22 protein-coding genes are annotated in these 23,007 nt (G+C 72.3%); 10 read left to right on the forward strand and 12 right to left on the reverse strand.

What is annotated here, in order from left to right; genetic code table 11:
* Positions 1-1,262 (reverse strand): HAMP domain-containing protein (locus AB0I15_RS53540; RefSeq protein WP_358115055.1); only part of this gene is annotated, 1,262 nt, incomplete at its 3' end.
* Positions 1,263-1,553: 291 nt separating this feature from the next.
* On the opposite strand from AB0I15_RS53540, the gene AB0I15_RS53545 reads away from it, so the two are divergent.
* Positions 1,554-2,012 (forward strand): ABC transporter substrate-binding protein, encoded by a 459-nt coding sequence (locus AB0I15_RS53545; RefSeq protein WP_358115058.1) that lies wholly within the window; start codon positions 1,554-1,556, stop codon positions 2,010-2,012.
* Between the two features lie 7 nt (positions 2,013-2,019).
* Here AB0I15_RS53545 and AB0I15_RS53550 read toward each other — a convergent pair whose 3' ends face one another.
* From AB0I15_RS53550 to AB0I15_RS53590, 9 genes are all read right to left on the reverse strand, one after another.
* Positions 2,020-2,385: an STAS domain-containing protein gene (locus tag AB0I15_RS53550; protein ID WP_358115061.1), complete on the reverse strand. Its 366-nt coding sequence runs from the start codon at positions 2,383-2,385 to the stop codon at positions 2,020-2,022.
* A 265-nt stretch (positions 2,386-2,650) separates the two neighbouring features.
* Positions 2,651-4,081 (reverse strand): MFS transporter, encoded by a 1,431-nt coding sequence (locus AB0I15_RS53555; RefSeq protein WP_358115064.1) that lies wholly within the window; start codon positions 4,079-4,081, stop codon positions 2,651-2,653.
* Between the two features lie 107 nt (positions 4,082-4,188).
* Positions 4,189-4,788 (reverse strand): helix-turn-helix domain-containing protein, encoded by a 600-nt coding sequence (locus AB0I15_RS53560; protein ID WP_358115067.1) that lies wholly within the window; start codon positions 4,786-4,788, stop codon positions 4,189-4,191.
* Between the two features lie 71 nt (positions 4,789-4,859).
* Positions 4,860-5,303, reverse strand: a complete 444-nt coding sequence (locus AB0I15_RS53565) for a CBS domain-containing protein (protein WP_358115069.1) — start codon at positions 5,301-5,303, stop codon at positions 4,860-4,862.
* 287 nt (positions 5,304-5,590) lie between these two features.
* Positions 5,591-6,253 (reverse strand): TrkA family potassium uptake protein, encoded by a 663-nt coding sequence (locus AB0I15_RS53570; RefSeq protein ID WP_358115072.1) that lies wholly within the window; start codon positions 6,251-6,253, stop codon positions 5,591-5,593.
* Positions 6,246-7,598, reverse strand: a complete 1,353-nt coding sequence (locus tag AB0I15_RS53575) for a potassium transporter TrkG (protein WP_358115075.1) — start codon at positions 7,596-7,598, stop codon at positions 6,246-6,248. The genes AB0I15_RS53570 and AB0I15_RS53575 overlap by 8 nt, the downstream gene beginning before the upstream one ends.
* A 174-nt stretch (positions 7,599-7,772) precedes the next feature.
* On the reverse strand, positions 7,773-8,210 hold the full coding sequence (locus tag AB0I15_RS53580) for a DUF3140 domain-containing protein (protein WP_358115078.1): 438 nt from the start codon (positions 8,208-8,210) through the stop codon (positions 7,773-7,775).
* Positions 8,207-8,425: a DUF2945 domain-containing protein gene (locus AB0I15_RS53585; RefSeq protein ID WP_358115081.1), complete on the reverse strand. Its 219-nt coding sequence runs from the start codon at positions 8,423-8,425 to the stop codon at positions 8,207-8,209. Before AB0I15_RS53585 ends, AB0I15_RS53580 begins: the two co-directional genes overlap by 4 nt.
* A 94-nt stretch (positions 8,426-8,519) precedes the next feature.
* The gene (locus AB0I15_RS53590; protein WP_358115084.1) at positions 8,520-9,665 is read right to left on the reverse strand and encodes an epoxide hydrolase family protein; all 1,146 of its coding nucleotides are present in this window, start codon (positions 9,663-9,665) and stop codon (positions 8,520-8,522) included.
* Between the two features lie 64 nt (positions 9,666-9,729).
* On the opposite strand from AB0I15_RS53590, the gene AB0I15_RS53595 reads away from it, so the two are divergent.
* Together AB0I15_RS53595 and AB0I15_RS53600 are read left to right on the forward strand one after the other, a co-directional pair.
* Entirely contained in the window at positions 9,730-10,686 is a 957-nt protein-coding gene (locus AB0I15_RS53595) for a WYL domain-containing protein (RefSeq protein WP_358115087.1), read from the forward strand.
* Between the two features lie 5 nt (positions 10,687-10,691).
* On the forward strand, positions 10,692-11,021 hold the full coding sequence (locus tag AB0I15_RS53600) for an NADAR family protein (protein ID WP_358115090.1): 330 nt from the start codon (positions 10,692-10,694) through the stop codon (positions 11,019-11,021).
* 59 nt (positions 11,022-11,080) lie between these two features.
* On the opposite strand, the gene AB0I15_RS53605 is transcribed toward AB0I15_RS53600, so the two are convergent.
* Together AB0I15_RS53605 and AB0I15_RS53610 are read right to left on the reverse strand one after the other, a co-directional pair.
* The gene (locus AB0I15_RS53605; RefSeq protein ID WP_358115230.1) at positions 11,081-11,623 is read right to left on the reverse strand and encodes an RNA 2'-phosphotransferase; all 543 of its coding nucleotides are present in this window, start codon (positions 11,621-11,623) and stop codon (positions 11,081-11,083) included.
* Between the two features lie 61 nt (positions 11,624-11,684).
* Positions 11,685-12,581, reverse strand: a complete 897-nt coding sequence (locus AB0I15_RS53610) for an ADP-ribosylglycohydrolase family protein (RefSeq protein WP_358115093.1) — start codon at positions 12,579-12,581, stop codon at positions 11,685-11,687.
* A gap of 166 nt (positions 12,582-12,747) precedes the next feature.
* On the opposite strand from AB0I15_RS53610, the gene AB0I15_RS53615 reads away from it, so the two are divergent.
* The 7 genes from AB0I15_RS53615 (at position 12,748) to AB0I15_RS53645 (ending at position 23,001) form a co-directional block, all read left to right on the forward strand.
* Positions 12,748-13,191, forward strand: coding sequence for a ferritin-like domain-containing protein (locus AB0I15_RS53615; RefSeq protein WP_358115096.1), 444 nt, complete (start codon positions 12,748-12,750; stop codon positions 13,189-13,191).
* A gap of 35 nt (positions 13,192-13,226) precedes the next feature.
* The gene (locus AB0I15_RS53620; protein ID WP_358115099.1) at positions 13,227-16,181 is read left to right on the forward strand and encodes an FAD-binding and (Fe-S)-binding domain-containing protein; all 2,955 of its coding nucleotides are present in this window, start codon (positions 13,227-13,229) and stop codon (positions 16,179-16,181) included.
* Between the two features lie 73 nt (positions 16,182-16,254).
* Positions 16,255-16,611 (forward strand): metalloregulator ArsR/SmtB family transcription factor, encoded by a 357-nt coding sequence (locus AB0I15_RS53625; RefSeq protein ID WP_358115102.1) that lies wholly within the window; start codon positions 16,255-16,257, stop codon positions 16,609-16,611.
* Positions 16,593-18,050: an ABC transporter substrate-binding protein gene (locus AB0I15_RS53630; protein ID WP_358115105.1), complete on the forward strand. Its 1,458-nt coding sequence runs from the start codon at positions 16,593-16,595 to the stop codon at positions 18,048-18,050. Before AB0I15_RS53625 ends, AB0I15_RS53630 begins: the two co-directional genes overlap by 19 nt.
* Before the next feature lie 86 nt (positions 18,051-18,136).
* Entirely contained in the window at positions 18,137-19,669 is a 1,533-nt protein-coding gene (locus AB0I15_RS53635; RefSeq protein ID WP_358115107.1) for an amidase, read from the forward strand.
* A complete protein-coding gene (locus AB0I15_RS53640) occupies positions 19,666-21,483 on the forward strand; it encodes an FAD-dependent oxidoreductase (RefSeq protein WP_358115109.1) in 1,818 nt (605 codons plus the stop codon). The genes AB0I15_RS53635 and AB0I15_RS53640 overlap by 4 nt, the downstream gene beginning before the upstream one ends.
* Before the next feature lie 3 nt (positions 21,484-21,486).
* A complete protein-coding gene (locus tag AB0I15_RS53645; RefSeq protein WP_358115112.1) occupies positions 21,487-23,001 on the forward strand; it encodes a hypothetical protein in 1,515 nt (504 codons plus the stop codon).
* The last annotated feature ends 6 nt before the right edge of the window (positions 23,002-23,007 follow it).

The raw sequence follows: 23,007 nt of genomic DNA on the forward strand, positions 1-23,007 counted from the left end.
GCGTCCACGTCGATCTTGCGGGTCAGGTCGCCCTTGGCCACGGCGGTGGTGACCTGGGCGATGCTGCGTACCTGGTTGGTCAGGTTGTCGGCCATCGAGTTGACGTTGTCGGTGAGGTTCTTCCAGGTGCCGGCCACGTTCGGGACGCGCGCCTGACCGCCGAGCTGACCCTCGGTGCCGACCTCCCGGGCCACCCGGGTGACCTCGTCGGCGAACGCGCCGAGCGTGTCGACCATGGTGTTGATCGTCTGGGCCAGGGCCGCGACCTCGCCCTTGGCCTCGACGGTGATCTTCTGTGACAGGTCGCCACGCGCGACCGCCGTCGCCACCTGGGCGATGCTGCGCACCTGGCTGGTCAGGTTGGACGCCATGACGTTGACGTTCTCCGTCAGGTCCTTCCACGTGCCCGACACGCCCCGGACGGTGGCCTGGCCGCCCAGGTTGCCCTCGGTGCCGACCTCGCGGGCCACCCGGGTGACCTCGTCGGCGAAGGACGAGAGCTGGTCGACCATCGTGTTCAGGGTGTTCTTCAGCTCCAGGATCTCGCCCCGGGCCGAGACCGTGATCCGCTGCGACAGGTCACCGCGGGCGACCGCCGTCGCCACCTGCGAGATGTTGCGGACCTGGTCGGTGAGGTTGCCGGCCATGAAGTTCACCGAGTCGGTCAGCGCGCGCCAGGTGCCGGCCACGCCCTTCACGTCGGCCTGGCCGCCGAGCTGGCCCTCGGTGCCGACCTCGCGGGCGACCCGGGTGACCTCGTCGGCGAAGGACGAGAGCTGGTCGACCATCGTGTTGACGGTGTTCTTCAGCTCCAGGATCTCGCCGCGCGCGTGCACGGTGATCTTCTGCGACAGGTCGCCCTTGGCCACGGCCGTGGTGACCTGGGCGATGCTGCGTACCTGGTCGGTGAGGTTGCCCGCCATGGCGTTCACGGACTCGGTGAGGTCCTTCCAGGTGCCCGACACCGCCGGCACGTCGGCCTGGCCGCCCAGCCGCCCGTCCGTGCCGACCTCGCGGGCCACGCGGGTGACCTCGGAGGTGAACAGGGAGAGCTGGTCCACCATCCCGTTGAACACCGACGCGATCTCCCCGAGCAGCCCGTCGGCGTCGTCGGGCAGCCGGGTGCGGAAGTCGCCGTCGCGGACCGCGGTGAGCCCGGCGAGGAGTCGCCTCAGCTCGGGCTCCTCACCCCTCTCACCGGGGCCTCGGGCGCGCTTGTTCCGCGCGGCGGAACGGGACGTGCCGACGGTGGGATCGCTCATGACCGGTCCTCCGTACTCGCCCGGACTTCCTCAGGTAGCGGAGAGATTAGCCGGACGAGCCGTCCCCGTGCGATAGCGGCAAGTTGTCATCTACCTATCACAGGACGTGAACACGCGATGAGGGGAGGTTTCGTCCGCATATGTAGGGGTGGCTTCTTCGCTATTGCAAGTTTATTTCAATAGCATCAGATTCGCTTTAAAGTCGCGGCCATGACGCGCAGATTGGCCCTTTTTGGGGCGATTGTCCTGGCGCTGAGCGCATGCTCGGCTCCTTCGCAACCGTCCGCAGGGGTGACGGCCGCGCAGGACACGGCGGTGCTGGGGCTGGGCTCGGAGCCCGACTCGCTCAACCCGGTGCTCGGGTACGCGGTGGACGGCGGCTCGCTGATCTTCGACGGGCTGGTCCGGCGCACCCCGGATCTGAAGCTCCAGCCCGCGCTGGCCGAGTCGCTGCCCGAGGTGACGCGCAAAGAGGTCACCTTCACGCTGCGGCAGGGTGTCACGTTTCACGACGGGCGGGCGCTGACCGCCGCCGACGTGGCCTACACCTACGGGCAGGTGCTGAAGCCGGCCAACAACTCCCCGGTCAGGGGCGACTACGCGGCCATCGACAAGGTCGAGGCCTACCGGGAGCGTACGGGGGCGGGGGTGCTGGCCGTCAGCCACGACGCCGAGCTGCTGGAACGCTGGACGGACGGCAACGTCCACGCCTGGCACCCGCCCACGCGGTCGCCCGCCGGGGGATCCTGAGCCGGCCTCAGATGGAGCGTTCCGAGGAGGTCAGCGCGGCGGTGACGGCGTCTTCGACCGTGCCGTGCACGGGCACGTGCGACAGGACGCCCGTGATCTCGAAGAGCCGGGCGGGCAACGGCTGCACGGCGGCCAGGTGGACGGCGCCCCCCTTCTTGAGGCAGTCGGTCGTGCACGTCAGCAGGACGTGCAGGCCCGAGCTGTCCATGAAGGGAACCTGCGACAGGTCGAACACCAGCCGTTGCGGCGGCTCTCTCCGGACGTCACGGAGGTAGCCCTCGAGCTGGGCTCGATTGGTGGCGTCCATCTCACCGGTGACGGCGAGCACGGTCACCCCGGGCAGGTGCTGGTGCGCCAACGTTAATGGTGGCATCTACGGCTTCACCGTTCTCGCCGGCGGAACATGACCATCAATGAAGGATAGACCGCCGGAGTCGTCGGCGAAATCCCGGTTTTCCGTGTGTCGCGGGAGAATCGCGCCGCCGCGCGCGATCTTCGGCGAACCCCGCCACCAGGCCGTGTGCCGTCCGTCAGCGCCCGTGTCCAACCCGTGTCGGAGCCTGTTCCAGCACCCGTCCCAGCACCCGCGCCGGGCCCGTCCCAGCGCCTGCCTCAGCCGCCCGTCTCAGCCGCCCGTCTCAGTGCCCGTGGCCGTGGCCGTGCCCGACGAAAGCCGCCGGCGGCTTGCCCGGAGGCACCAGCCCGAGCGCGACCACGGCCGCGACGCCCGCCACCACCGCGCACAGGACGAGCCCGTCGACGAAGCCCGCCGCGCCCGCCCCCGACCCGGGCGCCAGGCTCGCCGCCGCGACCGTCGAGACCACGGCCACCCCGATCGAACCACCCAGCTCGTGGAAGGTGTTGATGACCCCGGCGGCGACACCGTTCTCGCCGGGAGGAACGTTGGCCATGGTCGTCGTCGTGGCCGTCACGAACGCCGGCCCGATGCCCAGCGCGGCCAGCGTGAAGCCGGGCAACAGCGTGGTGTACGCGCTCGCGTCCGGAGAGATGCGCGTCATCAGCGCCGCGCCCGCCGCCGTCACCGCGAACGCGGCCACCGCCACCGGCCGCCCGCCGAGCCTGCCGATGAGCCGCCCGCCGGCCTGGGCGCCGACCGTGATCGCGACGGCCACGGGCAGGAAGATCAGCCCCGTCTCCAGCGCGCTGAATCGGAGCACGTGCTGCAGGTAGAGCGAGCTGAGGAAGAACAGGCCCAGCATGAGCCCGGTCGCCACCAGCATGACGAACGTCCCCGAGATCACCGGCCGGCGGGCCAGCGTCTCGGCGCGCATCAGCGGCGACCGTACGGACTTCTCGACGATCACGAACAGGACGTACATCACCAGCGCCCCGGCCAGCGGCAGCACCGTGCCCGCCGCCGTCCAGCCCGCGTCGCCCGCCGCCACCAGCCCGTAGATCAGCAGCCCGGTCGCCACCGTGACCATGACCGCGCCGGGAATGTCGAGCCGCTCCCGCCGCCCGGCCGCAGGCGGCACCACGACCGGCACGGCGGCCAGCACCAGCACGCCGATCGGCACGTTGACGAAGAACGCCCAGGCCCACCCGGGCCCGGCCGTCAGCACCCCGCCGAGCAGCACGCCGAGTGCCGCCCCCGTACCGCCGATGGCGGCCCACACGCCGAGCGCCCGCCCACGGCGCTCGCCGTGGAAGGTGCTCGTGATGACGGCCAGCGCGGCGGGCGACAGCAGGGCGGCGCCGACCCCCTGCAACGCCCTTCCGGCGATCAGCACGCCACCGCTCCCCGCCAGCCCGCAGACCAGCGAGGCCACCGTGAACAGCCCCAGCCCCGCGAGCAGCGTCCGGCGCGCGCCGAGCGAGTCGGCGAGCCGCCCGCCGAGCACCATGAGCCCGCCGAAGCAGAGCGTGTACGTGGTCACCACCCAGGTCAGCGATTCCCGGCCGAGCGCCAGGTCGGCGCCGATGGTGGGCAGGGCCACCTGCACGACGGTGATGTCCACGATCAGCATGAACTGCGCCAGGCAGAGCAGCACCAGCACGGCCCACCCGCCGCCGGTCCGCGCCGTGGCGGAAGTCGTGTCCAGACTCATGCGCAACTCCTTAACTTGAACAGTGATGTTCAAGTTAGCACGCATGAACCATACGCGGGTAGGGTTTTGAACGCTGCGGAAAGGGCCCGGCCCTATTCCTCCGAAGGTCAGCCGGCAGGCTGCGCGAGGAGCGACAGCATCGTCTTGACCAGCACCTGCTCCGCCTCCTCGGCGGCCAGCCGCCCCGTCTCCCTCTCCTGGGCGGCGCTGTGAATGATCGAGAAGAACGTCGTCACCAGCCACGGCAGCGGCAGATCGAGCCGGAAGTCCCCATCGTGCCGCCCCCGCGCGATGAGCCGCTCCACCCGGCGCAGCGGCGCCTCATGGTGCTCCCTGATCCGCTCGGTCGCCAGCACCCGATCGGCGGCCGTGAACAGCCGCCGATGCCGGTCGAGGATCTCCCAGGACGACCGCAGCAGCGCCGCCATGGCCTGCGGCGCGGGCAGGGTGTCGATCGACTCGTCGCCCAGCACCGCGTCGGCCAGGCTCACCGCGTGGTCGAGCACGGCGTCGACCAGCGCCTCCCGCGAGGGGAAGTGCCCGTACAGCGTCACCCGGCCCACCCCGGCGGCCTTGGCGATCTCGGCCACGCTGGCGGTGGGGTCGGCACTGAGCAGCCGGGTCCCCGCTTCCAGGATCGCGGCGATGTTGCGCTCGGCGTCCGCACGCCGGGCGGGTACGGGCTGTCGTGCCGCGGTCTTCCCCATGGAACCACCCTACGACGCGGCCGGCCCCGCGATCGGCAAGCACACCGGGCCCGCTGCGGCTGAGGGCGGGGTCAAACCCCCAGGGCGTGGTCCAGGAGCGACTGCAGGGTGACCGCGCCGATCAGCCGTTTCTCGTCCATCACGGCCACCAGCGGGCTGCGCGTCCTGGCCATCAAGGCGGCGATCTCCAGCACCGTCGCTTCCGGGTCGGTCACCGGCAGCTCGCGCGGCTGCTCCGGCAGGCACTCGCGGACGGTCTTGCCGCCCAGCCGGTGCAGGAACCGGTCGGCGTGGGCCTCGTCCACCACCCGGGCCAGTGCCGGATCGTCCTGGCAGTACGCCGGCACGGCCAGCCGAAGCACCTGTGTGCCGGGCAGGATGCTGAGCGGCCGCGCGTCCTCGTCGACCAGGATGAGCCCCGGCAGGTCGCGCTCGGCCAGCAGCCTGGCGGCCTCGAGGGCCGGGGTGTCCAGGGTGACCGCCGGGAACTCGACGGCGAGATCGCGTGCACGCATGTGGCCTCCGCACCACAGCCTAACCCCGCCCTCCGCCCTGTCGGAGAAGCACATCAACCCCCTCCGCGCGGCATCCCTCCGCCTGGCACGACGGCACCCGGCATGTAGGCCAGGTGGTGGTGCGGCTCGACGGCTTCACACCAAGGGCACCCCGAGCGGCCGGCGTGCCCGGTGTCGCACGCGGGAGGCCCAAAGGGGAGGCCCAGCAGGACGGCGTGGGGTGGTCGTGTCCGGGTCGCTGGGGCCGGGGAGGCCGTGGATCTTGCCTCCGTCGGCCCCGGCGGACCTCAGGGGAGTTCGGCGAAGCGTTCGACCTGTTCCGTGCGGCCGGAGACGAGGACCACGTCGCCGTAGGTCAGCTCGGTGTCCGCGGTCGCGTACGTGAACTCCTCGCCCGGAGGCTTGACCGCCACGATCGTGACGCCGTATTTGCGGCGCAGGTTGGAGCGGCCCAGCGGGATGCCGACGTATTCCTTCGGCGGAGTGGTCTTGGCCAGCGCGAAGTCGGCGTCCACCTGCATGTAGTCGAGCATGCGCCCGCTCACCAGGTGGGCCACCCGCTCGCCCATGTCGTGCTCGGGGAAGACGACGTGGTGGGCGCCGATGCGGCTCAGGATCCGGCCGTGCTGGGTGCTGACCGCCTTGGCCCAGATGTCGTTGATCTCCAGCTCGGCCAGCAGCGACGTGGCCAGGATGCTGGCCTCGACGTCGCTGCCGACGGCCACCACCGCCTGGTAGAAGTCGGGCACGCCGAGCTGGCGCAGGGCCTCCATGTCGGTGGCGTCCGCGGTCGCGATCTGGGTGATCTGCCCGGACAGGCTCTGAGTGATCTTCGGCCGGTGGTCGATGGCCAGGACCTCGGTGCCGCGCCGGGTGAGCTCCAGCGCGAGCGACGTGCCGAACCGGCCCAGGCCGATGACGACCACCGGGTTGTTCTTGTGATCAGCCAACGATGACTCGCTCCTCGGGTAGCTCATAGTGGCGGGCACGCCTGTTGAGGGCCAGCGCGGAGCCCAGGGTGAGCGGGCCGAGCCGGCCGATGAACATCAGGACGACCAGCAGCAACTGCCCGGCCGTGCCCACGCTGGCGGTGATGCCGGTGGACAGGCCCGCGGTGCCGAACGCCGCGACCACCTCGAACAGCACCTGGTCGAGCCCGTGCGGGGTGAGCGCGAGCAGCACGTAGGTGGAGGCGGCCACGAGCGCCACCCCCAGCGTCGTGATCGTGACCGCCTGCCGCTGCGTGGCCTCCGGCAGCCTGCGGTGGCCGATGTTGACCCGGCTCTCGCCGCGCAGCTCGGCCCACACGACGAAGACCAGCAGCCCGAGCGTGGTCACCTTGAGCCCGCCCGCGGTGCCCGCGCTGCCGCCGCCGATGAACATCAGCAGCTCGGTGACCAGCCAGCTCGACGGGTACATCTCGGAGATGTCGAGGGTGTTGAACCCGGCGGAGCGCGGCATGACCGCGGTGAAGAACGCCGCCAGCAGCTTGCCCGGGTCGTCGAGCGGCCCGAGCGTCTCGGGGTTGCGCCATTCGGTCATCAGGAAGGCCAGCGTGCCCAGCGAGAGCAGGACGACGGTCACGCCCACGGTGATGCGGGTGAGCACGGTCCACTTGCGCGGGTGCCGCCAGGTGCGGGCCAGCTCGAAGACCACGGGAAAGCCGAGCCCGCCGACGATGGTGGCGATCGCGATGGTCAGGCAGATCCACGGGTCGGTGACGAACCGCATGAGGCTGTCGGGCCAGAGCGCGAAACCGGCGTTGTTGAACGCCATGACCGAGTGGAAGGCGCCCAGATAGACGCCGCGGCCGAACGGCTCGCCGTAGCCGATCACGAAGCGGCCGGTGAGCAGGACGGCGGCGACGACCTCGCACACCAGGCTGAACAGCACCACCTTGCGCACGACCCGGCGTACGTCGCTCGTGCTCAGCGTCTTGGTCTCGGCCTGCGCCGCGATCGTGGCCCGCAGCCCTAACCGGCCGGACAGCAGCAGGGTGAACAGGGTGGCCATCGTCATGATCCCCAGCCCGCCCACCTGGACCAGCCCGGCGATCACCACCTCGCCGAACACCGACCAGTGCCCCTCGGTGTCGACCACCGCCAGCCCGGTCACGGAGACGGCCGAGGTCGAGGTGAACACCGCGGCCACCCAGTCGGAGGGCTCGCCGGAGGCGGTGGAGATCGGCAGCGACAGCAGGACGGTGCCGATGGCCACGGCCAGGCCGAACCCGGCCACCACGACCTGTGCCGGGTGACGGAACTTGGACGAGAACGAGGACAGCCCGAGCATCATCCGGCTCCCCAACACGGGCCACGCATCGCGAATGCCTCCCCCGAGAGACTCCAGCCGCCAGTTCATGCCGACCAGACTTCCCGGCGCACCGCGCACTACCGTAACAGCCCTCGGGAGCGCCAGCGTACCTGCGCCTCCTTGACGCCGTGACCATGCGTTCTTGACACGGGATGCTCACTTGATCGGGTCGTGGCCCCAGTTCATCAGTGAGTACCGCCACCGGGTCTTCGTCACGTCGCCGGACGGGCGCTGCGCGAGGTGCCGGTGGACGTAGCCGACCACCTTGCTCATGTGCGCGTAGTCGGCGTCCGTCCGGTCGGACCGCTTGCCCCGCAGCAGCTCGATGATCTTCCGGCCGGACTCGTGGCCGACCGACTCGCCGCCGCCGTCCTTCTGGCCCACCGACTTCGACTCGTCGGTGTCCAGCCAGCGTTCCAGCTCGCCGGCGGTCATGTTCACGGCTTTGCCGAACTCGTCCGCGACCCGCCGCCGGTCCCCGTCGGCCTGGGCGTCGGTTTCGGCGGCCGGCTGCCCGTTCGTCTTCGCGTTCGTACGCTCGCCGGTCCGCCCGTGTGCGCGCCTGCCGGTCCGCCCGGCCGTCCGCCCGCTCATGTGCCGTCCTTGCGCAGCGCCGGACCCTTGTGCACGGCCTTCCGGCCGCTCTTCTCGCTGCGCACCACGTACTGGGGCTCTTCCGGAGAGGCGGCGACCGTACGGCCGGCCTCCTTCGTCCGCTTGGTGACCTTCTTCTCGACCTTGCCCTTGGCGGTGCTGCCGTGGCTGCGCCAGGTGACCTCGTCACCCGGGGACGGCTCCTTCTTCGTCATGCGGCGCGGGCTACCCGCGGCGGCTCCCGATAGCCGCCGCGAAACGCATGCCTTTCTTTACCGCCCGACTCTCTACCGCCCGACCGCCCGGTCCTCATCGATCGAGTTCGGCGAAGAACGCGCGCAGCTCCGTGACCAGCACGTCCGGCGTCTCCAGGGCGGCGAAGTGGCCGCCGTGGCCGAACTCCGACCAGCGCGCCACGTTGTGCACCTGCTCGGCCAGCGGACGAATCGAGAGGTCTCGGGGGAACACGGCCACCGCCGTCGGCACGGTGCCGCGCTCGACCGGCCCCCACGCGCCGACGTCGTTGAACCGCTCGTAGTAGGTGTGCGCCGACGAGCCCGCCGTCTCCGTGAACCAGTAGACGCTCACGTCGGTGAGGATCCGGTCCCGGTCCACGGCGTCCTCGGGCAGCTTGGCGGCCGGGTCCGTCCAGTCCTGGAACTTCTCCACGATCCAGGCGAGCTGCCCGGCGGGGGAGTCGTGCAGCGCGGCGGCGAGGGTCTGCGGCCTGGTGCCCTGCAGCCGCATGTACGCGCCCAGCCTCTCCTGCCACTCCTCCATCCCCGCCAGCCGCCCGCGCTCGGTCTCCGACAGCGAGCCCATGACCTCGGGATCGCCGGTCGGGAACGTCAGCAGCGCGTTGACGTGCACGCCGATGACGCGCTCCGGCGCGGCCCGGCCGATCAGCGGCGCGATGAAGGCGGAGACGTCGCCGCCCTGGACGCCGTACCGGTCGTAGCCGAGCCTGGCCATCAGCTCCACCAGCGCGGCGGCCGTGCGGCCGTCGGTCCAGCCGGCCTCGGTGAGCGGGCCCGAGAAGCCGTAGCCGGGCAGCGACGGGATCACCAGGTGGAAGGCGGGGCCGTCGTCGCCCGGGGCGGTGAGCGGGCCGATGACGTCGAGGAACTCGACCACCCCGCCCGGCCACCCGTGCAGGAGCAGCAGCGGCGTGGCATCGGCCGCGGCCGAGCGGACGTGCAGGAAGTGCACGCCGGTCCCGTCGATCGTGGTGAAGAACTGCGGGTACGCGTTCAGCGCCGCCTCCTGGGCGCGCCAGTCGAAGCCGTCGGCCCAGTAACCGGCCAGGTCGCGCAGGTAGCCCGTCGGTACGCCGCGCTCCCAGCCGGTGCCGGGGAGCTCGGGGGCCCAGCGCGTACGCCGGAGCCGGTCGCGCAGATCGTCGAGCCGCGCCTGGGGGATCTCGATCCGGTACGGCCGGATGTCGGTGTTCGTCATGTCCCCGACGGTAGAAAGCATTGGTGTCAGCTTCTGGCACCAATCGACGGTCACAATGAGTCCCATGTTGGAGACCTCGGCCCGGCTGCTCCGCCTGCTCTCCCTCCTCCAGTCGCGCAGGGACTGGAGGGGCGGCGAGCTGGCCGAACGGCTGGAGGTGGGCCTGCGCACCGTGCGGCGCGACATCGACCGGCTGCGCGACCTCGGCTATCCCGTGGACGCCACCCCGGGCGTGGCCGGCGGCTACCGGCTCGGCGTGGGCGCGGCCCTGCCGCCCCTGCTGCTCGACGACGACGAGGCGGTGGCCGTGGCGATCAGCCTGCGCACGGCCGCGACCGGCAGCGTCGCCGGGATCGAGGAGGGCTCGCTGCGGGCCCTGACCAAGCTGCAGCAGGTGCTGCCGTCGCGGCTGCGGCACCGGGTGAGCGCGTTCCAGGCCGCCACGGTGCCGCTGGCGGGCGCGAACGTCCCGGCGGTCGGCGCCGACCTGCTGACGGCGCTCGCCGCCGCCTGCCGCGACCGGCGGCGGGTCAGGCTGCGCTACCAGGGCAGAACGCGCGAGGTGGAGCCGCACCGGCTGGTGCACACGCCGCGCCGCTGGTACCTGCTGGCGTGGGACGTGGCCAAGGACGACTGGCGGACGTTCCGGGTCGACCGGGTCGAGGAGCCGCCCGGGATGCCGGGCGCCCGGTTCGAGCCGCGGCCGCTGCCGGAGGAGGACGCGGCCGTGTACGTGTCCCGCGCCATCAGCTCCGCCCCCTACCGCTACCAGGCCCGCATCCTCTTCCACGCGCCCCTCGCGTCGGTCGCGCCACGGACCTCGGCCGGGGCGGGGCGGCTGGAGGCGGTGGACGAGCGCACGTGCCTCTACAGCACCGGGTCCAACTCCCTGGACGAGCTGGCCGTCTACATCGCGGCCAAGGGCTTCGAGTTCGACGTGCTCGATCCGCCGGAGCTGGTGCCGGTGCTGCGCGCGATCTCCGACCGGATCGGGCGGGCCGCCCGGCATGTGGCACGGTAGGGGGCATGTCCGAGAAGCTCCCGATGACGGTGGCCGAGGCGATCGGCCGCACCGTACGGGGCTTCGACGAGGACGTCTGGAACGCCGGCCGCTTCGCCATCGTGGTCCGCGGCAACGTGGCCACGTTCGGGCAGAGCGCGGAACTGGGCGGGTTCCTGCTGGGCACCGCGAACCGCGTCCTGGTGGAGGCCGGCCCGCAGGACCGGGTGTGGGGCATCGGCCTGACGGCGTCAGACGAGCGGGCCGCCGCCCCGGCCACCTGGCAGGGCCTCAACCTGCTCGGCTTCGCCCTGATGGCCGCCCGCGGCACCCTCCAAGAGGCCCGCGATTCATGACGCCCGCGACACCCTCCCAGAGACGCCCGTGAGACCGCTCAGGACGCCCGCGACGGGCTTCAGGACGGGAAGCGCAGGTAGCCGGGCGGCACGTGGTCGGCCAGCCAGACCCCGTTGGCGCTGCGCCGGAACGCGTGCCCGTCGGCGTGCATCACTCCGGCCGCCACCACCAGCACCACCGGGACGCCCCGCCGCGAGCCCACCCGCGTGGCCGTCTCCCGGTCGGGCGACAGGTGCACGTGGTGCCGGCTCATCGGCCGCAACCCCTCCTGCCTGATCGCCGTCAGGAAGCGCGCGACGGTGCCGTGGTAGAGCACCTCGGGCGGCTCGGTCAGGGGCAGGCCGAGATCCACCGGCACCGAGTGCCCCTGGCTGGCCCGGATTCGGCCGTCCTCGATCGCGTAACGCCGCTTGTCGTTGGCCGCCACGACCTGCCGCAGCTCCTCGGCCGTGATCGGGAACCCGTGCTCGGCGGCGGCCCGCAGCAGCTCCGCGATCGGCACCCAGCCGCCGGGGTCGAGGGTGAGGCCGATGCGCTGCGGGTCGTGCCGCAGATGCCTGGCCAGGTATTTGGAAATGCGCACCATGCGCCGCTCGTCCATCGTCATCATCATCGTCACCAATGCTCCCGCGCGGCGGAGGTTCCGGCCAACCGGATTTCGGCTATGCGCCCGAATCCGGCCATGGGACGTCCGCCCAGTCCGGCGGCGGCTCGCACAGCCGCAGCCACTCCCGTGGCGGGCTCGTCCCGGCGCCGACGATCCCGCCCACGATCGCGCACGTCGTGTCGACGTCCCCGCCCGCGGCCGCCGTCGTCCAGAAGGCCGCGGCGTAGTCGCCGAGGTTGCGCGCGGCGGCCCACAGGGTGAAGGGGACGGTGTCCTGGGCCGAGACCTCCCGGCCGTTGCCGAGCGCCCGCGCCGCGAGCACCGGATCGCCGATCGTCAGCAGGTGCCGGGCCTCGGCGATCCCGTCGCGGACGAGGCCGGCCGGCGTGTGCTCGAGCACCTGGTCGAGGAGCCGCCCGGGAGCCGGCCGCGGCCCGGCCGAGACGACGGCCGTGGCCACGGCCACCGCGATCGCGCCCGCCGCCGCCTCCGGATGCGTGTGCGTGACCTCGGCCGACAGCCGGGCCTGCGCCGCCGCCCGCGGCGGGTCCCCCGCGAACCACGCCCCCACCGGAGCCACCCGCATGGCGGCGCCGTTGCCCCACGAGCCCTTCCCGTCGAACAGCTCGGAGGCCAGCGCCCGCCAGTCGCCGCCCTGGCGGATCAGGCGGAGCATCCGGCCGGTCGCCGGGCCGTAGCCGCGGTCGAAGTCGTGGTGGGCGGCGAAGCCCGCGGCCAGGGAGTCTTGGTCGATGCCGTCGTGGCCGGCCAGGACGCGGTGGACCGAGCAGGCCATCTCGGTGTCGTCCGTCCACTGCCACGGCCCCGGCGGCAGCGCGCGTTCGGTGAGCGCCTGCCGGTTGGCCGGGACGTAGAACTGGGAACCGAGGGCGTCGCCCACGAGGAGTCCGTGCAGGGAGGCGGTGGCGCGGGCCAGGGAATCGGCTGACATTTGCCGCCCATTCTGGCATGACCGGAGGCGGATGATCGTGCGCCGGGTGTCGCAGCCGGGCGGGAAGGCCGCCCAAAGTTACCTTTGACCAGGGGAACTCCTCGCCGGGGGGAAGGACGGGCCGATCACGCAGACCTTCGGGCGCGACCCGAAGAAGATCGTCGACGTGCTCAACGACGTGATCGCGACCGAGGTGGTGTGCCGGCTCAGGTACACCAGGCACGCCATCTCGGCCAAGGGCATCGACCGCGCGCAGGTGGCCGAGGAGTTCACCGAGCACGCCAAGGAGGAGCTCGACCACGCGCTGCGGGCCGCCGAACGGGTCAGCCGGCTCGGCGGGGAGCCGGACTTCGACCCGGCCAAGCTCGTCCAGCGCTCCCACACCGACGACCAGGTCCCCGCGGACACCGACCGACCTGCGCGCGCGGCTGGAGGCGAACCTGTACGCCGAGCGCATCGTCATCTCCACCTACCAGGAGATCATCCGCTGGCTGGGCGACGGCGCCCCGACCACCCGGCGGCTCATGGAGTCGATCCTGGAGGAGGAGGAGCACGCCGACGACCTGACCGACCTGCTCGGAGTCTAGGGCCCGCCTTGGCGCGCGGTTGAGGCCCCCGTGAGGCGGCCGGGGTACGGGCCGGGACATGGACAGCCCGGCCCGGCACGAAGCCACGCCCGCCACCCGCCCGCCCGCGCGGCGCGAGATCGACGTCGAGACGCTGCGCCTGCGCCTCGAGGAGGCCGTGGACGGCGAAGTGCGCTTCGACGTGGGCAGCCGTGCCGCCTACGCCAGGGACGCGTCCAACTACCGGCACGTCCCGATCGGCGTCGTCGTGCCGCGCGGCCTCGACGCCGGGGCGGCGGCCGTGGCGGTCTGCCGGGGCGGGGACGTGCCGGTGTTGTCGCGGGGCGGCGGCACCAGCCTGGCCGGGCAGTGTTGCAACGCGGCCGTGGTCATCGACTGGTCCAAGCACTGCGGCCGGGTCGAGTCCGTGGACCCGGTGCGGCGGCGGATCGTCGTGCAGGCCGGGGCGGTGCTGGACGACGTGAACCGGGTGCTGGGGGCGTACGGGCTGATGGTCGGGCCGAGGCCGTCCAGCCATGCGGCCTGCACGATCGGCGGCATGATCGGCAACGACTCGTGCGGCGCGTCCGCACAGGCGTACGGGAAGATGGCGGACTCCGTGCTGCGCCTGGAGATCCTCACCTACGACGGTGTGCGCGCGTGGGTGGGGCCGACCGGGGAGCAGGAGTACGCCCGCGTCCAGGCCCAGGGCGGGCGGGTGGCCGAGATCTACCGCGGCCTGCGCGACCTGCGCGACGACACCATGGAGCTGATCCGCACCCGCTTCCCCAGGCTGGAGCGGCGCGTGTCGGGCTACAACCTGGACCAGCTCCTGCCCGAGAACGGCTTCAACCTGGCCCGCGCCCTGGTCGGCAGCGAGGGCACGCTCGTCACCGTGCTGCGCGCGGAGCTGGCCGTGGTGCCCAGGCCGCCCGCCCGCTCCCTCGCCGTGCTCGGGTTCGGGGACATCTTCCAGGCCGCCGACGCGGTGCCCGCCGTGGCCGCGCACCGGCCGCTCGCGCTGGAGGCCATGGACGAGATCATGTGCCGGCTGGCCCGCGCCGAGCATCCGGGCGAGCCCGCGCTGCGCGACCTGCCCGCCGGGGCGGGGTGGCTGCTCGTGCAGTTCGGCGGGGAGACGCCGGCGGAGGCGCGCGAGCGGGCCGAGGTCATGATGCGCGACGTGGGGCGGCGGGAGCGGGTGCCCGCGCCCACGCACCTGTTCCTGGGCGATCCGGCCAGGGAGGACCGGCTGTGGGGGCTGCGCGAGTCGGGGCTGGGCGTGGAGGCGTACCCGCCGGCGGGGCGGCAGACGTACGAGGGGTGGTCGGACGCGGCGGTCCCGCCGGGGCGGCTGGGGGCGTACCTGCGGGACTACGACCGGCTGCTGCGCCGCCACGGCTACCGCGACTCCGCCCTGTACGGCCACTTCGGCCAGGGCTGCGTGCACGGCCGGCTGCCGCTCGACCTGCACACCGACGACGGCATCGCGACGTACCGGGCGTTCGCGGAGGAGGCCGCCGACCTGGTCGCCTCCTACGGCGGGTCGTTGTCGGGGGAGCACGGCGACGGGCAGGCCCTGGCCGAGCTGCTGCCGCGCATGTTCGGCGACGGCCTCGTGGAGGCGTTCGGCCGGTTGAAGGCCGTCTTCGACCCCCGTGACCGGATGAACCCCGGCAGGGTCGTCCACCCCCGCCGCCTCGACCAGGACCTCGCCCAGCGGCACTTCTACCCGCTGGAGCCCCGCCGCACGTTCTTCGGCTACCCGGACGACCACGGGCGCTTCGGCCACGCCGCCACCCGCTGCGTCGGGATCGGCACATGCCGCAGGCCGGCGTCCGAGGGCGGCGTGATGTGCCCCAGCTACCGGGTGACGCGGGAGGAGGAGCACTCCACGCGCGGGCGGGCCCGGCTGCTGGAGGAGATGGCCCGCGGCGAGGTGATCACCGACGGCTGGCGGTCCGCGGCCGTGCGCGACGCGCTCGACCTGTGCCTGGCCTGCAAGGGCTGCCGGGCGGAGTGCCCGGTGGGCGTGGACATGGCCACGTACAAGGCCGAGTTCCTCGCCCACCACTACCGGCGCAGGCTCCGCCCCGCCGCCCACTACTCGATGGGCTGGCTCCCGCTGTGGGCGGCGCTGGCCGCCGCCGCTCCCCGGGCCGTGAACGCCCTCACGCACGCGCCGGTCCTGTCGCGGTTGTTCAAGGCCGCCGCCGGGATCTCCGCCCGGCGGGAGCCGCCCCGGTTCGCGGACGAGCGGTTCAGGGACTGGTTCCGAAGACGCGGGCCGGCGGGCCCCGGCACGCGGGGGCGGGTGGTGCTGTGGGCGGACACCTTCACCGACAACTTCGACCCGCGGGTGGGGCGGGCGGCGGTGGAGGTGCTGGAGGCGGCCGGGTTCGCGGTGCACGTGCCGCCGGTGGCGCTGTGCTGCGGGCTGACGTGGATCTCGACCGGGCAGCTCGGCGTGGCCCGGCGGGTGCTGGCGCGCAGCGTGCGGGCGCTGCTGCCGTGGGCCGAGTCCGGGGTGCCGGTGGTGGGGCTGGAGCCGAGCTGCACCGCCGTGTTCCGCTCCGACGGGCCCGAACTGCTCAACACCCCGCAGACCCGGCTGGTCTCGGAGCGGACGCTGACGCTGGCCGAGCTGCTCGAACGGCACGCCCCCGACTGGCGGCCGCCCTCACCGGGCGGGGCGGCGCTCGCGCAGGTGCACTGCCATCAGAGCGCGGTCATGGGGTACGACGCCGACCGGGCCGTCCTCGACCGGTTCGGCGTCCGTACGGACGTGCTCGACTCGGGCTGCTGTGGACAGGCCGGAAACTTCGGGTTCGAACGCGGGCACCACGACGTCTCCGTGGCCTGCGCGGAGGAGGGCCTGTGGCCCGCGCTCCGCGCGGCGGAGCCCCGCCGGGTCATCCTCGCCGACGGCTTCTCCTGCCGCACCCAGATCGCCCACTCCGGCACCGGCCGCGAGGGCCGGCACCTGGCCGAACTCCTGGCCGGCCTCCTGACCGGCTTGACCGCCGGGCCGTAATGGCCTTGCCGCCGTCCACGGCGGCGATCTATCATGTCGATGATTCTTGAAGCATCGTCACGACGGGAGTGAGATGGCCGACCCCGAGGATCTCGCGTTCGAGGCGCTGGCCGACGGCACCCGCCGCCGGATCCTGCGCCTGCTCGCCGAGCGGGGCGAATGCGCCGCCTCCGAGATCTCCGAGGCCATCACCAACGTCGGCCGCACCACGGTTTCGAGCCACCTGCGCGTGCTGCGCGTGGCCAACCTGGTCGACGAGCGCCGCGACGGCCGCTTCCGCTACTACTCACTGGCCAGGAAACCCGCCGAGGACATGGTGGAATTCCTGCGGGGCCTGTATCAGGGCTCTCTCGCCGCGCTCAGAGACAGGATGGAGCACGAGGCTCCGCCTGACCAGAGCGAGGCGACGAAGTGGGCGGAATCTTCCTAAACGAGGAGACCCGCGTCAACGCTCCTCCCGGCGACGTGTTCGCCCTGTTCGGACAGGGCACGGGCGCCGGGTGGCTGTTCGACGCGGCCTTCGACACCCTGCGGCCGGGCGCCGTGGTGAGCTTCCGCATCCCCTGGCCCGCCAGGTTCGGCGGCGACGGCACACTGGAGGCCACCGGCCGGATCGTCTCCGTACGACCGGGCAGCCGCGTGGTGCTGGCCCACGAGACGCCGTGGCGCGGCCGGGTGGTCTGCACGCTCGTCCCCGACGGGACGGGCACCAAGGTCAGGATCGTGGCCGAGATCGACGACAGCGGCATCGAGTGGCTGCTGGCCAGGAGCGGATACGACGTGCCGGGCCCGGACGCCGAGCCGGGCACGCACCCGATCGGGCTGCTGGTCAGCCTGTCGGGCTCGGCCAGCGTCTTCGCCGCGGCCAGCGAGAACCTGGCCCGCATGGCCGTGGCCGAGGCCAACGCCGACGGCGGCGTGCGCGGCGACCCGCTGCGGCTGGTCGTGGCCGACGACGCCACCGACGCGCGCGTGGGGGCGGCGCGGATGCGGTGGCTCGTCCGGGCGGGCTGCCGGGCCGTGTTCACGAACGTCACCTCGGCCACGTTCGCCGCCATCGAGCCCATCGCCCGCGCGGCCGGTGTCCTGCTGATCTACACGCCGGTGAACGAGGGCGGCCGCACCGGTCACGGGCTGCTGCGGCTGGGGGAGCGGCCGGCGGGGCAGCTCTCGCTCGCGGTTCCGTACCTGATGCGGGAGTGCGGCGGGCGGCGCTGGTACCTGGCGGGCAACGACTACGTGTGGCCGAGGGCGAGCAACCGGCAGGCGCGGCGGATCATCGACGCGGCCGGCGGCGAGGTGGCGGGCGAGCGTTACGCCAGGATCGGCACCCGCCGGTTCGAGCCGCTGGTCGAGGACATCGAGCGGTCGCGGGCCGACCTGGTCGTGTCCACGTTCGTGGGCGCCGACGAGGCCCTCTTCGAACGGGCCTGCCACGCGGCCGGGCTGCGCGCGCGGGTGCGCACGCTCTCGCTCGCCCTGGACGAGGCGACCCGCGAACACGCCGGCGACGCGGCGGCGACGGGCCTCTACACCGCCTTCGGCTACTACCAGCAACTCCCGATCGCCGACAACCGCGCCTTCCTCGCCCGCTACCGCGAGCGCTACGGCTGCGTGGCCCCGCCGGTGTCGAGCATCAGCGAGTCGCTCTACGAGGCCGTGCTCCTGTACGCCGCGGCGGCCCGCCGAACGCGCGGCGACGAGCCCGCCGACATCGGCCGCGCGATGCCCGGCAGCACGCTCCGGGGCCCGAGGGGCCGAATCAGGGTGGCCCGCCTCGACCTCCTGGAGCAGGACATGCACCTGGTACGAGCGGTTCCGGGCGGCTTCGTGCACGAGGCTACGGCCGTACCCAAATGCCGTGACTAAAAAGTCAATACGTCGCGACTCATTGACATATCGGGAGTGCTCCACATAGCGTCCGCGGCAGTCGAACCGACCGCCTGGAGGACAGCATGCGTGCCCTGCCCCCCACCCCCGCCGACCTCGCTGCCATCTCCGACCGCTATGGCTTCGGCCTCACCGCCGACGACCTGGCCGCCTGCCACGAACTGATCACCGAGACCTTCGAGTCGTACGCCGTCGTCGAACGCCAGGCGGCGGCCCTTGAGCAGGCCGTACCGCACCGCGACCCCGGCCACCGGCCGGAGGGCGACCGTCTGGGCGCCTGGTACCGGCGCACCTCGATCAAAGGCGCGCCCACGGGTCCGCTGGCCGGACGCACGGTCGTCGTCAAGGACAACGTGTGCGTGGCGGGCGTGCCCATGTCGGGCGGCTCGGCCGCGCTGGAGGGTTTCGTCCCCGGCCAGGACGCCACGGTGGTCACCCGGCTGCTCGAGGCGGGCGCGGAGGTGGTGGGCAAGTCGGTCTGCGAGGACCTGTGCCTGTCCGGCGGCAGCCACACCTCCGCCACCGGCCCCGTACGCAATCCCTGGGACCTCACCCGCAGCGCCGGCGGCTCCTCCTCCGGCAGCGCCGCCCTCCTCGCCGCCGGGGAGGTGGACCTCGCGATCGGCGGCGACCAGGGCGGATCCGTGCGCATCCCCGCCGCCTGGTGCGGCGTCGTCGGGCTCAAGCCGACGTACGGCCTGGTGCCCTGCACCGGATCGGTGCCGATCGAGCCCAGCGTCGACCACCTCGGGCCCATGGCGCGCACCGTGGCCGACGTGGCCGCCATGCTGTCGGTCATCGCCGGCCCCGACGGCCGCGACCCGCGCCAGGACCCCCGCACCACGGTCCCCGACTACCGCCCCGCTGTCGAAGGCGACGCCGGCGGGCTGCGGGTGGGGCTGCTCGCCGAGGGCTTCGGCTGGCCGGGACGCAGCGACCCCGCCGTGGACGACGCCGTGCGCGCCTTCGCCGGGCGGCTGGTCGGGCCGGGCGCCGACGTGCGCGACGTCAGCGTCCCCGAGCATCGCGACGCGACCCACCTGTGGACCGTCATCGTCGTCGAGGGCGCCACCACGCAGCTCGTCGACCTGGCCGGCGGCGCCGTCGCCGGCTGCGACCCGCGGCTCGCCGCCGCCCTGCACCAGGGGTCCCGCGAGCACGCCGCGCGGCTGTCGGTCACCGTCAAGCTGGTCGCGCTGCTCGGCGCCCACATGATCCGCACCGGTGGCGGCGCGCACTACGCCACGGCCCGGGCCCTCACCGGCCGGCTCACCGCGGCCTACGACGCGGCGCTGGCCCGGGTGGACGTGCTGGCGATGCCCACGCTGCCGATGACCGCCACGCCGCTCCCGTCGCCCGGGGCGTCGCTGCGCGAGCAGGCCGGCCGTGCGCTGGAGATGATCCCCAACACCTGCCCGTTCGACGTGACCGGGCATCCGGCGATCAGCGTCCCGGCGGGCCTCGTCGGCGGGCTGCCGGTGGGCCTGATGCTGGTCGCCCGCCACGGTGGCGAGGCCACCCTGCTCCGTGCCGCCGCCGCGTACGAGCGGTTGTCCGGCGGCTTCCCCGTCATCACCACCACTGGAGGTATTCGATGATCCCGTCCCGGCCACGTTCCATCCGGACCACCCAGGCCGTCGACCGGCTGCCCGACTTCCCCTTCGACTACGGCGACTACCTCGCCCCGGACCAGAACGGGCAGCGCAAGTTCATCGGCACCCTGCCCCAGGCCGCCCAGGGCAGGACCGTCGCCGTCATCGGCGCGGGCGCCGCGGGCCTGTGCGCCGCGTACGAGCTCATGCGCATCGGCCTGCGGCCGGTCGTCTTCGAGGCGGAGACCGACGCCGCCGGCCGCCCGCGCGTCGGGGGCCGCATGCACACCCTCTCGCTGAACCCGGCCGACCCCGCCAAGGCGGAGATGGGCTGCATGCGCTTCCCCAGCTCGGCCGTCACCCAGCACCAGTACGCCGAGCAGTTCGGCCTGACCTACAAGCTCTTCCCCGACCCCTTCACCGAGGAGGCCGTGGGCCTGACCACGGTGGACATCGACGGCAAGCAGTTCTCGGCCGCCAACATCGACGACTTCCAGCGGCGCTTCCCCCTGTTCGCCCAGATCAGCCAGGCGTGGAACGACGCGCTCGAGCAGATCGGCTTCACCGACCTGGTCAAGGCCATCGAGAGCGGCGACACCGAGGGCGTCAAGCGGATCTGGAACCCGCTCGTGCGCCGCTACGACAGCACGAGCTTCTTCGAGTTCCTGGTGGAGAGCGGCACCATGACGCGCGAGCAGATCCGCGTCTTCGGGCTGGTCGGGTTCGGCACCGGCGGCTGGGACTCCTTCTACGACATCTCCTGGCTGGAGATGCTGCGCATGCTCGTGACCGGCATGGACTCCGACCAACTGCTGCTGGTGGAGGGTTCGAGCGCGTTCGCCGAGGGGTTCTGGACCCACGCCCCCGCCGACATCCGTTACTGGGCCAAGGGCACCACCCTGGCCGCCCTGCACGGGGGAGGCCCGCCGCGCGGCCGGGTCATCGCCATGGAGGGCAGCCATGCGCAGCCCGGCTGGATCGACCTCACGCTGGAGGGCGGGGCCACGGCGACCTTCCAGGCCGTCCTGCTCACCCCGCAGTTGCACGCCGTCGAGACGCAGATCGCGATGCCGCGCAACTACCCGCCGAACTCCGGCCAGGTCCCGCTGTTCGGCGACAAGCTGTGGAGCTCCATTCACAAGACCAGCTACTGGCAGTCGGCCAAGACCTTCTCCATGATGCCGGCGCCGTTCTGGAAGGACGGCGCGGGCCGTTACCAGATGGGGGTGACGCTCTCCGACAGCCTGCCCCGCGCCACCTACGTCTTCGACTACGGCCAGTACGGCCCCGTGCCGCCCGGCCGCAACGCCGCCGCGGTCGCCCTCAGCTACACCTGGGCCGAGGACGCGATGAAGGTCAGCGCCTCCACGCTCGCCGAGCGCGTGACCCTCTTCGACCGTGAGCTGTCGAGGATCCACCCCCAGCTCTCCCACGCCATCTGGTCGAACTGCCGGCCGGACAACTCGGTGACGATCTCCTGGGAGAACGAGCCCAACTTCCGCGGCCTGTGCAAGTTCAACCGCCCCGGCCAGTACGAGCTGCAGTGGAACCTGTTCTCCCACTTCATGAAGAACAAGGTCGCCGGGGAACCGGCCAACAACCTGTTCCTCGCGGGCGACGACATCTCCTGGTCGGCCGGCTGGGTCAACCACGCCCTGCAGTCGGGGCTGAACGCCGCCTGGGGGATCGCCAAGCTCGTCTTCGGCGCCGACACCAGGGCCAACCCGGGTCCGGGCGACCGGTGGGACGAGTTCGCCCCGCTCCAGCCCGCCCAACTGCCCAAACGGCCACGTAACCACGAATCCACGAAAAAGGACTAACCCATGCTGGTCGGCCAGAACCGCATCAACTACGAGATCACGGGGCTTCCGCCGGTGACGCTGCCCGGCGACCTCGGCACAGAGGTGGCGCGCGACAAGGTCGCCGCGAGCCCGCTCAATGGCAGGAAGCACGAGGTCTGGGGGCCGAAGGACACCACGGAGACGGAGCGCGTCGCCCTGTTGTGGCTCCTCGCCCACTACTGCTCGGTGAACAGGCGCAACATGACCTACCGGGTGATCCTCCCCATCCCCGGCAGCCCTGCCGGCGGGCAGGTCATCCTGCACTACGACGAGAACCTCAACGGGAAGGCCACCCTCGTCGGGCGCGGTCTTCCGCTCGGCGGCCAGGATCCGCGCAGGTCCTTCGAGGACCTGGCGGCCCTCATCACGAAAAACTACGACCTCGCGGGCATCGGCGGCACCTGGACCATGGCGGAGCTGACCAAGCTCCACCACGCGCTGGCCCTCGTCCCCGGCCCGGACCGGCCGGCCCTGCGCGGGGTCCAGGTGCAGCGCGTCTCGCGGCTGGACGCCGACAGGTGGGGGGCTCACACGCAGGGCAGGTTCTCGCACGCGGTGGGAGCGGTCTCGGGAGACTGGGGCACGCTCACCCTGACGGACGCGGCGTTCGCCGACGACGACCGGGGCTTCTACGGGGGCAGCGAGGGCTCGGTCGCCTGCCCGCCGAGCATCCAGGTCATTCTGCACGAGGTCGGCCACGCGGTCGAAAGCCAGGTCCGCAGGGCCGAGTCCCGGGCGATCGCGGACCAGGCCCTGCAGATCTTCAGCGGTCTCTCCTATCCGCAGAACAGCTCGCTGCCGTCGGACGCGCCCTGCGAGAAGGGCATCCAGCTTCGCTACCAGGACCTCAAGGAGGCGGACGCGGCGGAGTTGCTCGTCCGCGAGACCTTCAACCTCGCCGCGGCCAAGGATCCGGAGGCGGAGCAGAAGATCGCCGCCTGCCGGAGACTGGGCCCGAAGATGGAGGCGTTCGCCCAGGCCGTGCAGGAGATGGCGGCGGGCAGGGACTCCGGCCTGGCCAAGGCGCTCGGCGGTGAGCTCCAGGCCGAGCACCGGGAGCTGAAGAGCTGGTACGACTACGCCCGGGACATGATCGGCAGAGACGGGACAGGGGGGATGTTCGATCCCGGCGAGTACCGGAAGATCAAGATCGCCCTGGCGGGGAAGGTGGACCACCGACCCTGGCTCACCTACACCGACGAGCTCGGCCGCTGGGCCGATCTGCAGATCCTCATGTCCCTGTGGCGCAAGAAGTACGTCAGGATCGGCGGGCCCGTCACCAACCGTGAACAGAACCTCGTCGACCTCATCAAGGGCAAGGGCGTCGGCATCGACCTGACGCCCTATACGAAGAAGTTCTTCGAGGGGGACAAGTCCGCGACGGAGATGTACGCCGAGGCGTACGCGCTCTGGCGGGTCCATCCCGAGGCGCTGGGATCGCACAGCAAGGAGCTGCTGGCCCACTTCGCGGACGGCGACTATCGGAAGGGCGACTGAACCGCG

The organism is Nonomuraea sp. NPDC050643 (genome assembly GCF_040654715.1).
Classification (GTDB): domain Bacteria; phylum Actinomycetota; class Actinomycetes; order Streptosporangiales; family Streptosporangiaceae; genus Nonomuraea.

What these genes read in the sequence shown, in the direction of transcription:
- AB0I15_RS53550 (WP_358115061.1), bottom strand. Translation starts at nt 2,385, where the DNA reads ATGCCACCATTAACGTTGGCGCACCAGCACCTGCCCGGGGTGACCGTG.
- AB0I15_RS53555 (WP_358115064.1), bottom strand. Translation starts at nt 4,081, where the DNA reads ATGAGTCTGGACACGACTTCCGCCACGGCGCGGACCGGCGGCGGGTGG.
- AB0I15_RS53560 (WP_358115067.1), bottom strand. Translation starts at nt 4,788, where the DNA reads ATGGGGAAGACCGCGGCACGACAGCCCGTACCCGCCCGGCGTGCGGAC.
- AB0I15_RS53565 (WP_358115069.1), bottom strand. Translation starts at nt 5,303, where the DNA reads ATGCGTGCACGCGATCTCGCCGTCGAGTTCCCGGCGGTCACCCTGGAC.
- AB0I15_RS53575 (WP_358115075.1), bottom strand. Translation starts at nt 7,598, where the DNA reads ATGATGCTCGGGCTGTCCTCGTTCTCGTCCAAGTTCCGTCACCCGGCA.
- AB0I15_RS53580 (WP_358115078.1), bottom strand. Translation starts at nt 8,210, where the DNA reads ATGAGCGGGCGGACGGCCGGGCGGACCGGCAGGCGCGCACACGGGCGG.
- AB0I15_RS53585 (WP_358115081.1), bottom strand. Translation starts at nt 8,425, where the DNA reads ATGACGAAGAAGGAGCCGTCCCCGGGTGACGAGGTCACCTGGCGCAGC.
- AB0I15_RS53590 (WP_358115084.1), bottom strand. Translation starts at nt 9,665, where the DNA reads ATGACGAACACCGACATCCGGCCGTACCGGATCGAGATCCCCCAGGCG.
- AB0I15_RS53595 (WP_358115087.1), top strand. Translation starts at nt 9,730, where the DNA reads ATGTTGGAGACCTCGGCCCGGCTGCTCCGCCTGCTCTCCCTCCTCCAG.
- AB0I15_RS53600 (WP_358115090.1), top strand. Translation starts at nt 10,692, where the DNA reads ATGTCCGAGAAGCTCCCGATGACGGTGGCCGAGGCGATCGGCCGCACC.
- AB0I15_RS53605 (WP_358115230.1), bottom strand. Translation starts at nt 11,623, where the DNA reads ATGGACGAGCGGCGCATGGTGCGCATTTCCAAATACCTGGCCAGGCAT.
- AB0I15_RS53610 (WP_358115093.1), bottom strand. Translation starts at nt 12,581, where the DNA reads ATGTCAGCCGATTCCCTGGCCCGCGCCACCGCCTCCCTGCACGGACTC.
- AB0I15_RS53620 (WP_358115099.1), top strand. Translation starts at nt 13,227, where the DNA reads ATGGACAGCCCGGCCCGGCACGAAGCCACGCCCGCCACCCGCCCGCCC.
- AB0I15_RS53625 (WP_358115102.1), top strand. Translation starts at nt 16,255, where the DNA reads ATGGCCGACCCCGAGGATCTCGCGTTCGAGGCGCTGGCCGACGGCACC.
- AB0I15_RS53635 (WP_358115107.1), top strand. Translation starts at nt 18,137, where the DNA reads ATGCGTGCCCTGCCCCCCACCCCCGCCGACCTCGCTGCCATCTCCGAC.
- AB0I15_RS53640 (WP_358115109.1), top strand. Translation starts at nt 19,666, where the DNA reads ATGATCCCGTCCCGGCCACGTTCCATCCGGACCACCCAGGCCGTCGAC.
- AB0I15_RS53645 (WP_358115112.1), top strand. Translation starts at nt 21,487, where the DNA reads ATGCTGGTCGGCCAGAACCGCATCAACTACGAGATCACGGGGCTTCCG.